Genomic DNA, 12756 nt, shown 5'->3' with positions numbered 1-12756 from the left:
GTGACAGATGAGAGACTGTCACCATTCGGGGGGACGATGGGGCCGACGCGCGCCCCTCCCAACCGGAATGGACACTCGTGAAGCCGCTCACCCGTCGACTCGCTGCGGTCCTCGTCGGCACCGCCATCCTGGCGCTGACGGGCATCGCTGCCGCTGGCCCGGCCGACGCCACGGCACCGGTTGTGGTCACCGCCGCCCTCGGATCCGCCGCCAAGCCCGTCGCCGCAGTGTCTGATGCCGCAGGCAGTGTCTACGTGCTGAACGAGGGCGACGCCACCGTCTCGAAGATCACTCCGGGCGGCGCTCTCACCAGGGTCTTCGCGGCACTCGGCACCGCCGCCAGTCCGCAGGCGATGACGATCGACCCGAAGGGGTATCTCTTCGTGGCCTGCGCGGGAACCGATTCGGTCACCCGCATCTCGCCGACAGGCACCGTCATCGCCTACTGGGCGTACGACGGTGTCGGGTCGATGCCCCGGGGAATCACCTCCGACGCCTCGGGCTCCGTCTTCGTGTCGAACTGGGGTACCTCGACCATCACCAGGATCGAGGCGACAGGCCGGGTGGTGCCGGTCTTCGCACGCCTCGACTCCGCCGACCGGCCACTCGGTCTCGCGACCGATGCAGCAGGGAACCTCTACGTGGCCGAGACGCAGACCGATCGCATCTCGAAGGTGTCCGCGTCAGGCGCGGTGCGGGAGGCGTTCGCTGTTCTGCCGAAGGGTCCGGGCGCCCCCACGGGGCCCGTCGCGGTGGCCGTCGATCCCTGGGGAACGGTCTACGTCGCATCCACTCGCGGTCTCTCGACGTTCGCCACCGACGGTTCTGTGCTCAAGGCAGAGGTCACCCTGCCGGCCGGCCCGCATCACCCGACAGGCGTACTCCTCGACGCGTTCGGCGATGCCTTCGTGCCCGACGAGCTCAGCGGCGGGGTGACGGTTGTCGACGCAGCCGGCGGCGCCGCGACATCCATCGCCGACTTCGGTCACGGTTCGATCGTCCGGGCCGTCGCCCTCGCGGGCAGCGGGTTCTTCGCGGCCGATTACGGCTCCGGTGCCATCGTGCGCGTCGAGCTGTCTCCCACGCTGGCCTCAGCGCCCCTGGCGACGACGATTCGCCGGGGTGTGGAAACGGCACTGGATGTCACCGCCACCGGTCTCGCACCGAGAGTCCTCGCCAGTGTCGGAGTTCTGCCACCCGGCCTCATCCTCGACGAGTCGACCGGGCGGATCTCCGGAACCCCGACCACGCCGGGCACATACGCCTTCGATCTCGTCGCGGTGAACCACTGGGGAGCGACGCCGGCACAGCACGAGGTGCTGGCCGTGACGGGCTGACCCCGATTCACGCTGTCAAGCGTGCGCCAGCCTTCAAGGGTTCTCATGAAGCACTTATAGACTCAGGGGTGCCCTCTTCCGGGCGACGAGAACTCGAAAGGTGGCATCAGGTGACACTTCTCGACAAGATCCACGGCCCGCGCGACCTCGACGCGCTGACGTCGGAGCAGCTGGTGCAGCTCGCCGCCGAGGTGCGGGACTTCCTCATCGCCGAGGTGTCGAAGACCGGCGGCCACCTCGGGCCGAACCTCGGCGTGGTCGAGCTGACCATCGCCATCCACCGGGTCTTCGACTCGCCGCGCGACGCAATCGTGTTCGACACCGGCCACCAGTCCTACGTCCACAAGCTCCTCACCGGTCGCCAGGACTTCAGCCGCCTGCGCGAGAAGGGCGGCCTCGCCGGCTACCCGCAGCGCTCGGAGAGCGAGCACGACGTCGTCGAGAGCTCGCACGCCTCCAGCTCGCTGAGCTGGGCCGACGGCATCTCCCGCGCCTTCACCATGACCGGCCAGGCCGACAGGCACGTCGTGGCCGTGGTGGGCGACGGCGCCCTCACCGGCGGCATGACGTGGGAGGCGCTCAACAACATCAGCGACGACAACGACCGCAACCTGGTCATCGTGGTGAACGACAACGGTCGCTCCTATGCCCCGACGATCGGCGGCATGGCGCGCTACCTCAACGGCGTCCGCACGAAGGCCGGCTACCAGGATCTGCACCACTCGAGCGAGCGGCTGTTCAGTCACTTCGGTGCGGCCGGCCGGGCCATCTACCGCGGCGCGCGCGGCGGGATGCACGGCTTCCTCTCCCGTCTCACGAACAACGAATCGCTCTACTCCAACCTCGAGATCAAGTACCTAGGGCCGATCGACGGCCACGACCTCAGCGCCATGGAGGAGGCCCTCCACCAGGCCAAGGAGTACCACGGCCCGGTCATCGTGCACGCCATCACCGAGAAGGGACGCGGCTACCTGCCCGCCCGGAACGACGAGGCCGACCAGTTCCACGCCGTCGGGCAGATCGACCCCGAGACGGGCGAGCCCATCGGGGGCGCGTCGAGCGGCCCGTCGTGGACGAGCGTCTTCTCGGCCGAGATCGCCACGCTCGCGGCATCCAACGACCGCATCGTGGGCATCACCGCCGCGATGCTCCGCCCCACGGGCCTGCACACGATGGCCGAACGCTTTCCGAAGCGGGTGCTCGACGTGGGAATCGCCGAGCAGCACGCCGTGACGAGTGCCGCCGGCCTCGCCTTCGGTGGCCTGCACCCCGTGGTGGCCCTCTACGCGACCTTCATCAACCGCGCCTTCGACCAGGTGCTGATGGACGTCGGCCTGCACAAGGCCGGTGTCACGTTCGTGCTCGATCGCGCCGGTGTGACGGGCCCCGACGGTCCGAGTCACCACGGGATGTGGGATCTCGCGATCCTGCAGGTCGTGCCGCACATCCGTCTGGCCGCGCCCCGCGACGCCGAGCGTCTGCGTGAGGAGCTCGCCGAGGCGATCGCTGTGGATGACGCCCCCACCGTCGTTCGCTTCCCGAAGGGTGCGGCGAGTGCGACCATCGACTCTGTCGAGCGCCTCTCCGACGGAGTGGATGTTCTCCGGCACGCTTCCCAGAAGGATGTGCTCATCGTCACCGTCGGTCCGTTCGCGGCCATGGGCCTCGAGGTCGCGGAGCGGCTCGCGGCACAGGGCATCGGGGCGACGGTCATCGATCCGCGCTGGGTCGTTCCCGTCGCCCAGAGCCTCATCGACCTCGCCGCGGAGCACCGCCTCGTGGTGACCATCGAGGACGGCGTGCGCGTCGGGGGAGTCGGCACCCGCATCCGGCAGGACCTCCGTGCGGCCGGCGTCGACACGGCGCTCACCGAGTTGGGGCTGCCCGACGAGTTCCTCGACCACGCCTCACGCTCCGAGATCCTCGAACGGGTGGGTCTCACACCCCAGCACATCGCGCGCGACATCGTGGCGCAGGTCATCGGCAGCAAGATCCCGCACGCCCGCGCCCTGCCCGACGATGCGGACTCGTCCCGCCAGCTCGACTCCCACTAGCCGTCTCGCGAAAGGCCCCGCCGGGCATCCGGAAGTGGATGACCGACGGGGCCTTTCGCCGTGTGGGAGGCCCCGCGCTACGCGACGCCCGCGATGCGGGGGTGGTGGAACGTGTCGCCGAAGACGCGCTCCGAGGCACCGACACGGTCGAGGTACGGCGTCACTCCGCCCATCTGGAACGGCCAGCCGGCACCGAGGATCATGCAGAGGTCGATGTCCTCTGCCGCGTGCACCACGTCGTCTTCGAGCATGCGGTGGATCTCGTCGGCCAGGCCGTCCTCGACGCGCCGCAGGATCTCCTCACCGGTCATGGGCGACGTTCCACCCGACACGATCTTCTCCGCGGTCCTGTCGAAGCCCTTGACCCTGCCCTTGGCGTCGCGCTCGAAGATCTTCCCGTGCTCGGCGAGCCGGTGCAGGTTGGTGCTCTCGAAGAACCGGTCGGGGAAGGCCGCGTGGTGCGTGTCGAGCACGTGCGCGCCGACCTTCAGCCCCACGAGCTCGAGCAGCTCGAACGAGGACATCGGCAGCCCGAAGGGATCCAGAGCCGTGTTGACGACCTCGAACGGGGTTCCGGTGTCGACGGCGTGCATCGCCTCACCGAGCAGCTTCGCCAGGATGCGGTTCACGACGAACCCGGGGGTGTCGCGCGTGATCACCGCGTTCTTGCGGAGCAGAGCGGCCGTCACCATCGCGGTCGACAGCGTCGCCTCATCGGTCTGCGGCGTGTTCACGACCTCCACCAGCGGCATCACGGCCACCGGGTTGAAGAAGTGGAAGCCCACGACGCGCTCCGGATGCGCCAGCTTCGCCGAGATGGCCTCGACCGAGAGCGACGAGGTGTTGGTGGCCAGCACGGCGGTCGCGGAGATGTACTGCTCGATGTCGGCGAAGACGTCCTGCTTCACCCCGAGCTCCTCGAAGACAGCCTCGATCACCCAGTCCGCGTCGGCGAAGTCGGCCTTGTCGGTCGTGCCCGAGATGAGGTGGTTGAGGCGGTTGGCTTCGTCGGGGGAGATGCGCTTCTTCGACAGAAGCGTGCCGATCTCCCCGCGGATGTAGGAGAGCCCCTTGTCGACCCGCGCCTGGTCGAGGTCGGTGATGACGACGGGCACCTGCAGACGGCGCACAAAGAGCAGCGCGAACTGCGAGGCCATGAGACCTGCTCCGATGACGCCGACCTTGGTGACCTTCTTGGCGAGTGCCTTGTCGGGGGCCCCTGCCGGCTTCTTCGCGCGCTTCTGCACGAGGTTGAACGCGTAGATGCTCGCGCGGAACTGGTCCCCGGCCACGAGATCGGCCAGCGCCTCGTCCTCCCTGGCGAACGCTTCCTCGCGGGTGCCCGACTTGGCAGCCTTGAGCAGGTCCAGCGCAGCGTACGGCGAACGGGCCACCGTACCGATACGGCCTTCGAGCATCTTGCGCGCGATGCCGATCGCGGCATCCCACTTCACAAGGCGCTCAACGCGCCCCGGTTCGTTGGCGCGCTTGACGGTGATCCGGCCGGTGAGCACGCCGTCGGCCCAGACCAGCGACTCCTCGAGGAAGTTCGCCGAGCCGAAGATCGCGTCTGCCATGCCAAGGTCGAAGACATCCTGCCCCTTGAGGGTGCGGTTGTTCTTCAGGGGGTTCTCGACGATGACCTTCAGGGCGTTCTCGATGCCGATCAGGTTCGGCAGCAGGTAGGCGCCTCCCCAGCCCGGGATGATGCCGAGGAAGACCTCGGGCAGGGCTGCGGCGGCAATACCGGAGTCGACGGTGCGGTAGTCGCCGTTCAGGCCGATCTCCACCCCGCCGCCGAGCGCGAGCCCGTTGATGAACGTGAACGAGGGCACACCCACCGAGCCGAGCTTCGACAGCATGAAGTGCCCGAGCTGGGCCATTTTGAGGGCGAGGTCACGGGAGGACACCTCGCCGACCTTGCTGAGATCCGCGCCGGCGGCGAGGATGAACGGCTTGCCCGTCACGCCTACGGCATGGATCTCCCCGGCGGCTGCACGGGCGGCGAGGGCATCCAGAGCGGTGCCGTACTCGAGCAGGGTCACCGGCCCGAGAGTGGACGGGCGCGTGTGGTCCCGCCCGTTGTCGAGCGTCAGTAGGGCGAGGACCTTGCCGCTCGGGAGCGGGATGTCGCGCACGTACGAGTGCGTGACGACCTCGTCGGCGGAGAATTCGAGCAGGTCGGTGAAATCGATGTCAGCGTAGTTCGTCATGTGAGGATCGCCGCGTCAGCGCGACTTCTTCGCCTTCCGGTCGTAGTTCGGGTTCTCCCAGATGACGGTGCCGCCCTGGCCGAGGCCGACGCACATCGCCGTGATTCCGTAGCGCACCTCGGGGTGTTCCGAGAACTGGCGGGCCAGCTGGTTCATCAGGCGGACGCCCGAGGAGGCGAGCGGATGCCCGATGGCGATGGCCCCGCCGTACTCGTTCACGCGCGGATCGTCGTCGTCGATGCCGAAGTGGTCGAGGAAGGACAGCACCTGGATGGCGAAGGCCTCGTTGAGCTCGAAGAGCCCGATGTCGGTGATCGCCAGGCCGGCCTTCTTCAGCGCCTTCTCAGTGGAGGGCACCGGGCCGATGCCCATGATCTCGGGCTCGACGCCGGCGAAGGCGAAGCTCACCATGCGCATCTTGGTGGTCAGGCCGAGTTCCTTCGCGACGGCGCCGCTCGCGAGCAGGCTCGCCGTCGCACCGTCGTTCAGGCCGGACGAGTTGCCCGCTGTGACGCGGCCGTGCGGCCGGAAGGGTGTGCGAAGGCCCGCGAGACCCTCCATGGTCGTCTCAGGGCGGGGCGCCTCATCCCTCGTGGCCAGCCCCCAGCCGCTCTCGCTCCGGGTGGCGACCGGAATCAGGTCGGGCTGGATCTTGTTCGCCTCGTAGGCGGCGGCGACCTTCTGCTGGCTGCGGAGCGCGTAGCGGTCGGAGCGCTCCTTGGTGAGCGCCGGGAAGCGGTCGTGGATGCGCTCGGCGGTCATGCCCATGTTGAGAGCTTCTGCGCCCACGAGCTTCTCCGAGAGGAACCGTGGATTCGGGTCGGCCCCGAAGCCCATCGGGTGGCGGCCCATGTGCTCGACGCCCCCCGCGATCACGAGGTCGTAGGCGCCGAAACCGATGCCGCTGCCGAGGGTCGTGACCGACGTCATGGCGCCGGCGCACATCCGGTCGATCGCGAAGCCGGGAACCGACTTCGGCAGCCCGGCGAGGAGGGCAGCCGTGCGGCCGAGGGTCAGGCCCTGGTCGCCCTGCTGGGTCGTGGCCGCGATGGCGACCTCGTCAATGCGGTCGTGCGGCACGTTCGGGTTTCTCTCGAGGAGGCCCAGCATCGCCTTGACGACGAGGTCGTCGGCCCGCGTGTTCCAGTACATTCCTTTTTCGCCGGCACGCCCGAAGGGGGTGCGGACTCCATCAACAAAGACGACTTCAGATATTTCGGCCACTGTGCCTCATGCCTTTCATGGATTCGCGTGGTTCCCACCCTACGCACCCACATTTTCGCCCTGAAATCGGTTGTTGCTTCCTACGATCCGCTCTCAGCGTCGTCGAGAAGCGTTTGGTGGGCTTCTACAAAGGCTTGGGCGATTGGCTGTGCGGTTAGCTCAATCTGCCACGGCCTCGCACCAGCCTTCTGAAGCGCTTCGCCGATGGTCTCCGGGGTGATGGGCGCCGGGGGAGTCCACGCTGTGCGGCGCAGGTACTCCGGGGTGAGCAGGTTCTCGAGCGGGATGTTCTGCTGTTCACCGAGTTCGACGAGAACCTGTCGCGCCGCCTTGAGCCGGGCATCTGCCTCGGGGTTCCGATCGGACCAGCTGCGAGGTGGGGGCAGCGTGTCGCCGTTCCGGGCAATCTGCGGCGGCTCGGTGGATGCCCGCCCCGCCTCGACGGCATTCCACCACCGATCGAGCTCCGACCGAGATGCCCGGCCGGTGAAGTCCCGCATCGAGGCAAGGTCGCGCTTGGTGGCGGGGAGCGCACGAGCTGCGGCCGTGAGGGAGAGATCGGGCACGAGCCGTCCCGGCGACACGTCGAGTTCCTGGGCGAGCGCGTCGCGGGCGAGCCAGAGCTCACGGGCAGCCGAGAGGTTCTTCGCCCCGCGGAGCGAGTGCACGCCCGAGAGCCGACGCCACGGCTCCGCTGCCGGCGGCTTCGCCTCCTTGTCGAGCGTCGCCTGGAACTCCTGCGCGGCGATGTCGGTCTTCCGCTGTTCGCCCAGCATGCCCACCATCACGTCGCGCACATCGATCAGCAATTCCACGTCGAGGGCAGCGTATTCGAGCCAGGTCGCGGGCAGGGGCCGCGTCGACCAGTCGGCCGCGGAGTGCTCCTTGGCGAGATGGATGCCCAGCAGCTCCTCGACGACGGTACCGAGCCCCACCCGGGGGAGCCCGAGGAGTCTCGCGGCGAGCTCGGTGTCGAAGATGCGGGTGGGTTCGAGGCCCACCTCACGGAGGCAGGCCAGGTCCTGGCTGGCTGCGTGAAGGATCCACTCCTCGCCCGCGATCAGCTCGGAGAGCTCGGTGAACGAGCCGATCGGCGGCGGATCGAAGAGGAACGTGCCGGCCCCGCGACGGTAGAGCTGGATGAGGTAGGCGCGCTGGGAGTACTTGAAGCCGGATGCCCGTTCCGCATCGATCGCGAGCGGGCCCGTTCCGGCGGCGATCTGTTCAACAGCGTCGAGGTAGGCCTCACGCGTGTCGATGACCGTGCGACCGGCGGCAGGTGCGGCGTCGGCGGGAGCGGGAGTCGAAGCAGGCTCAGCCACGCGCCTGGCGCCTCGCCTGGAGCAGGCTCACCCCTTCGGGAACGGGCGGGAGGCCGGCCAGCATGCAGAGCAGCTCGCCCCACCCTTCGACGTGCGCCTTCATCTGTTCGTCTCCTGGAGTCCACGATGCCCGCAGTTCGATCTGGGCACCGTCGCCCTGCTTGGCGAGCTCCCCGAACCCCGACGAGATGATCTTCGTCGCCGTTCCGGAGGCATGGGAATAGTCTGCACCCTTTGTGTCGAGAGCATCGATCAACCACGACCACGTGACGTCGGCCAGGAACGGGTCGAGCCCGATCTCGGTCTCGAGCGGTGCCTGCACGAAGCAGACCACGCGGAACGCCCCGCCCCAGGCCTCGGGTTCCTCCGGGTCGTGCAACAGGATGAAGCGGCCCGTGCCCAGGTCGCTGTCGGAGCCGTGGCGCGGCGATCCGTCGGCACGCCTCACGTCGGCGCTGAGGGCGAGGGAGTACGGGGCCAGGTTGGCGGGTGAGGCGATCTCGCTCACGACGAGTTCTGGCCGGGTGACCGCCTGGCGGAGTGAGCCGAGAGCCGCAGTGAAAGCCGCCGGCAGAGCAGGGCTGAAGGGAGAATCGGACACGACGCCAGACTAGAGTTTTTTTGTGTGTCCGCTGGGAGGCACGCCGTCGGCGTCCTGCCCCGGGGCGGGTACGTGAAAGGCTGGTCCGATGTCAGACGAACACGCTCCGATCGGGGCAGACGCCGGCCGAGCCGTTCCCGCCTGGGCGGTCACAGCCATCGCGGTCGGCTCCGTCGCGACTCTCGCCGCGGCAGGCCTCGCCTTCGTGACCGCCAAGTTCTCGCGGTCGGTCGTCATCCCGACCGATTCCGCCGTCGAGGATCTGCGCATCCACGCCGTCGACCTCGACGCCCGCACGGTGACCCTCGGCGTCTCAGCCGACTCGCTGGTGCCCGGCCGCTACAGCCTCTGGTTCGCGAACGGCCGAGGGCACGCCCGCGTCGGCGACATCGTGAGCGTGGGCGGTGGCCGCGTCATCCGGAGCCTCGAACGCATCGACCACGGCACGCTGCAGGATGCCCGCTGGGGCCGCCTCGGCAGCTGGTACTACCTCGACCCGAGGGAACTCGGGCTGGGCGTCGAAGACGTCGTCGTCGAGACGGAGCTCGGCCCGGCTCCGGCCTGGGTCGTGCGGGCCGATCCAGAGGCGCCCGGCGCGAGACCGGGCCGCTGGGTCATCGCCGTGCACGGCCGCGGAGTGCGGCGCGCCGAGACGATCCGCGCCCTGCCGCTGCTGCACGAACTCGGCTTCACCACGCTGCAGGTCTCCTACCGCAACGACGGTGAGGCACCGCGGAGCTCCGACGGACGCTATGCGCTCGGCGACACCGAGTGGCACGACGTGGAGGCGGGCATCCGGAACGCCGTGGATCACGGGGCGACGAGCATCGTGCTCTTCGGCTGGTCGATGGGCGGGGCGACCGTGTTGCAGGCGGCGACGCGGTCGGAGTTCCGAGATCGCATCACCGCGGTCATCCTCGACTCGCCGGTCGTCGCGTGGAGCGACACGATCGTGTTCCAGGGGCACCTCAATCACCTGCCCGAGCCGGTCTCCCAGGCGGTGATGGCCACAATCGGCAACGCTGTCGGCAAGGTGGTCACCGGTCAGCAGCAGCCGATCGACTTCAAGCGGCTCGACTTCGTGGCGCGTGCCTCGGAGATCTCGTTCCCCGTGCTCATCCTGCACAGCGACGACGACGGTTTCGTGCCCTCCACCGCATCCCGAAAGCTCGCCGAAGCGCGCCCCGACCTCGTGACGCTGGTGCCGTTCTCGATCGCGAAACACGTGCGCCTCTGGAACTACGACCCGGTCCGTTACACGGCCGCCATCCGTGACTGGATCACGTCCCGCGCGCTCTAACCCAGCCCGCGGCCACGCCCCCGCCCCCGCCCCTGCCCCCGCCCCGACCGAACGCCCCGCGCGCGCAATCGAGTGGGCAGTTCCGGCCCTGTTCCGCCGCCTTCAGGGCCCGAACTGCCCACTCGATTGCTGGGCGATGCCGGGGGGTGAGGGGGTCCGGGGGTCAGGATGTCGCGTGCATCCGTTCGCGCACCTGGCGCTTGGTGCGGCCGAGCATCGCGGTCATGCCCCGCACGCGGAGGGGTGAGACGGCCTCCATCAGGCCGATCATCTGCGGGAAGTCGTCGGGCACGGCCAGAACCTCGCCGGCGGTCATGCCGGCGAGGCCCTGCGCGAGGATCGACGCGAAACCGCGCGTGGTGGGCGACTCCTTCGGAGCTGTGGCGTGCAGGTGCACCACGTCGGCGTCGTCGACCTCTACGATGATGAACACCGGCGACTGGCACTCCTCGACACGCTCGAAGAGATCTGGATGCTCGGCGTAGCGTTCGGGAAGCTCGGGCAGCTCGTTCGAGAACTCGAGCAGCAGCTGCAGCCGCTCCTTGAGCGTCAGCGCGAGGAAGTCGTCCCGGATCTCCGCGAGCGATTCCGGCAGTTCGACAGTGCTCACGCCGTCGGAACCTCGCCGCGCTCAGCGCCCTTCACGATCGGCACCCGCACGGCGGAGCCCCACTCGGTCCACGAGCCGTCGTAGTTGCGCACGCCCTCGAAACCCAGCAGGTGCGTCAGGACGAACCAGGTGTGGCTCGACCGCTCGCCGATGCGGCAGTAGGCGATCACGTCGTCGTCGTCGGTCAGGCCGAGTCCTTCCCGGTAGATCTCGTTCAGGTCGGCCAGCGGCTTGAACGTGCCGTCTTCGGCCGCGGCCTTCGCCCACGGCACGTTGTGCGCGCTCGGGATGTGTCCGGCCCGGAGCGCGCCCTCGTCGGGATAGGCCGGGGCGGTGGTGCGCTCACCGCTGTACTCCTCGGGGGAACGCACGTCGATCAGCTTGCCGCCCATGTCGAGGTGGTCGAGCACGTCATCCTTGAACGCACGGATCTCCACGTCGCTCCGCTCTGAGACCGGGTACTCGCGGGGGATGATCGGGGGCTCGTCGGTTGTCGTCTCGCGGCCCTCGGCGATCCACTTGTCGCGGCCGCCGTCGAGCAGGCGCACGTCTTCGTGGCCGAAGAGGCTGAACACCCAGAGCGTGTAGGCCGCCCACCAGTTGCTCTTGTCGCCGTAGATGACCACGGTCGAGTTGCGGTCGATGCCGCGGGAGCCGACGAGCTCGGCGAACTGCTCACCGAAGATGTAGTCGCGGGTGACGGGGTCGTTGAGGTCGGTGTGCCAGTCGATCTTGACCGAACCGGGGATATGGCCTGTCTCATACAGCAGCACGTCTTCATCGCTCTCGACGACCACCAGGTCGAGGTCGCCCAGGTGTTCGGCGAGCCACTCGGTGCTGACCAGACGGTCGGGGTGGGCGTACTCGGCGAACTTCGGTGTGTTGTCGGTTTCGACAGCCATGGTGATACCTCCAGTAGCGGCCGTGCGGCCGGGCGTTCCTCATTGCGCTTTAATACTCAGTGATGACAACTGACAGCGGCAGTACAAGTATTCCTTTGCACCTCGTCGACCTCCGACCGACACTGAGCGGTGCGGAGATGGCGGCGGTGCTCGTGCCGCCCCGCCAGTTTGACACGGCATCCTTCGAGTCCTATCGGCCCGACCGGGATTACCCCTCCCAGGGCGAGACCCTGCACCGGATGCGCGACTTCGCCGCCTCGTGGGCCCCGGCCAGGGGCGGGGGATTCTTCTCCCGTGCGAAGAAGCTGCCCGCGGCAAAACCCGGCATCTACCTCGACGGCGGGTTCGGCGTGGGCAAGACCCACCTGCTCGCCGCCCTCTGGCATGCAGCCCCGGGGCCGAAGTACTTCGGCACGTTCATCGAGTTCACCGCGCTCGTGGGCGCGCTCGGCTACCTCGAGACCGTGAACCTGTTGAAGGGCGCCAAACTCATCGCCATCGACGAGTTCGAGCTCGACGACCCGGGCGACACGATGATGATGACACGGTTGCTGGGCGACCTCGTCGCCACGGGTACGAAGATCGCCGCGACATCCAACACGCCGCCGAACGCGCTGGGGGAGGGCCGGTTCGCGGCCCAGGACTTCCTCCGCGAGATCCAGGCCCTCGCCGACCGGTTCGAGATCATCCGCATCGACGGCACCGACTACCGCCGCCGCGACATCGAGGGGCACGCGAAGACGTACACCGCCGAACAGCTGGAGGCCGAGATCGACCGCCTGGCCGCCGCCGGTGAGACGTTCACCGCCGACAGCTTCCGGGAGGTGATCCAGTTCCTCGGGTCGCTGCACCCGTCGAAGTACGTCAAGCTGCTCGATTCACTCGATGCGCTGGTGCTGACCGACGTCGTGGAGCTCACGAACCAGACCGACGCCCTCCGCTTCGTGGCGTTCATCGACCGGGTGTACGACGCGCAGCTGCCCATCCTGGCGTCCGGGGTGCCGCTCGACAGTGTCTTCGCGGGAGACATGATGAACGGGGGATACCGCAAGAAGTATCTGCGATCCGTGTCCCGGCTGATCGCCTCGACCCAGCGCTAACACCTTTCGGGCGAGCCCCCAAACGGGGGCCACAGACCTCAATCGAACTTTCGGCTCCGCGAAACACAGTTGTTACAAAGGGCAGAAGCGCGT

At 68.3% G+C, this 12756-nt stretch carries 10 protein-coding genes; 4 read left to right on the top strand and 6 right to left on the bottom strand.

Going from position 1 to position 12756, the window contains the following annotated elements:
* Window positions 1-77 precede the first annotated feature (77 nt).
* Both B7R21_RS10515 and dxs read left to right on the top strand, forming a co-directional pair.
* Window positions 78-1337, top strand: coding sequence for a virginiamycin B lyase family protein (locus B7R21_RS10515; protein ID WP_116283212.1), 1260 nt, complete (start codon window positions 78-80; stop codon window positions 1335-1337).
* A gap of 110 nt (window positions 1338-1447) precedes the next feature.
* Window positions 1448-3391, top strand: coding sequence for a 1-deoxy-D-xylulose-5-phosphate synthase (gene dxs, locus B7R21_RS10510; RefSeq protein WP_116283211.1), 1944 nt, complete (start codon window positions 1448-1450; stop codon window positions 3389-3391).
* Window positions 3392-3468: 77 nt separating this feature from the next.
* On the opposite strand, the gene B7R21_RS10505 is transcribed toward dxs, so the two are convergent.
* From B7R21_RS10505 to B7R21_RS10490, 4 genes are all read right to left on the bottom strand, one after another.
* The gene (locus tag B7R21_RS10505) at window positions 3469-5604 is read right to left on the bottom strand and encodes a 3-hydroxyacyl-CoA dehydrogenase NAD-binding domain-containing protein (RefSeq protein WP_116283210.1); all 2136 of its coding nucleotides are present in this window, start codon (window positions 5602-5604) and stop codon (window positions 3469-3471) included.
* 15 nt (window positions 5605-5619) lie between these two features.
* Window positions 5620-6828 carry a thiolase family protein gene (locus B7R21_RS10500; RefSeq protein ID WP_116283209.1) on the bottom strand — a complete coding sequence of 403 codons (1209 nt, stop codon included), beginning with the start codon at window positions 6826-6828 and terminating at the stop codon, window positions 5620-5622.
* Window positions 6829-6908: 80 nt separating this feature from the next.
* Complete coding sequence (locus tag B7R21_RS10495) at window positions 6909-8150, bottom strand: HRDC domain-containing protein (protein WP_116283208.1); 1242 nt, start codon at window positions 8148-8150, stop codon at window positions 6909-6911.
* Entirely contained in the window at window positions 8143-8751 is a 609-nt protein-coding gene (locus tag B7R21_RS10490; RefSeq protein ID WP_116283207.1) for a DUF3000 domain-containing protein, read from the bottom strand. The genes B7R21_RS10495 and B7R21_RS10490 overlap by 8 nt, the downstream gene beginning before the upstream one ends.
* A gap of 88 nt (window positions 8752-8839) precedes the next feature.
* Here B7R21_RS10490 and B7R21_RS10485 point away from each other — a divergent pair, with 88 nt between their 5' ends.
* Window positions 8840-10051 (top strand): alpha/beta hydrolase family protein, encoded by a 1212-nt coding sequence (locus B7R21_RS10485; RefSeq protein ID WP_116283206.1) that lies wholly within the window; start codon window positions 8840-8842, stop codon window positions 10049-10051.
* Between the two features lie 163 nt (window positions 10052-10214).
* Here B7R21_RS10485 and B7R21_RS10480 read toward each other — a convergent pair whose 3' ends face one another.
* Together B7R21_RS10480 and B7R21_RS10475 are read right to left on the bottom strand one after the other, a co-directional pair.
* Window positions 10215-10661 carry a SufE family protein gene (locus tag B7R21_RS10480; RefSeq protein ID WP_116283205.1) on the bottom strand — a complete coding sequence of 149 codons (447 nt, stop codon included), beginning with the start codon at window positions 10659-10661 and terminating at the stop codon, window positions 10215-10217.
* A complete protein-coding gene (locus B7R21_RS10475) occupies window positions 10658-11563 on the bottom strand; it encodes a sulfurtransferase (RefSeq protein ID WP_116283204.1) in 906 nt (301 codons plus the stop codon). The genes B7R21_RS10480 and B7R21_RS10475 overlap by 4 nt, the downstream gene beginning before the upstream one ends.
* A 62-nt stretch (window positions 11564-11625) precedes the next feature.
* Between B7R21_RS10475 and zapE the strand changes: the two genes are divergently transcribed.
* Window positions 11626-12663, top strand: coding sequence for a cell division protein ZapE (gene zapE, locus B7R21_RS10470; protein ID WP_116283203.1), 1038 nt, complete (start codon window positions 11626-11628; stop codon window positions 12661-12663).
* The last annotated feature ends 93 nt before the right edge of the window (window positions 12664-12756 follow it).

Source organism: Subtercola boreus (genome assembly GCF_003399625.1).
In the GTDB taxonomy this organism is placed as follows: Bacteria; Actinomycetota; Actinomycetes; order Actinomycetales; family Microbacteriaceae; genus Subtercola; species Subtercola boreus_C.
This window is presented reverse-complemented; position numbering and strand designations above follow the sequence as displayed.

Bases quoted from the DNA above. Each gene is read 5' to 3' on its own strand.
- B7R21_RS10475 (WP_116283204.1), bottom strand. From the start codon at position 11,563: ATGGCTGTCGAAACCGACAACACACCGAAGTTCGCCGAGTACGCCCAC.
- zapE (WP_116283203.1), top strand. From the start codon at position 11,626: ATGACAACTGACAGCGGCAGTACAAGTATTCCTTTGCACCTCGTCGAC.
- B7R21_RS10485 (WP_116283206.1), top strand. From the start codon at position 8,840: ATGTCAGACGAACACGCTCCGATCGGGGCAGACGCCGGCCGAGCCGTT.
- B7R21_RS10505 (WP_116283210.1), bottom strand. From the start codon at position 5,604: ATGACGAACTACGCTGACATCGATTTCACCGACCTGCTCGAATTCTCC.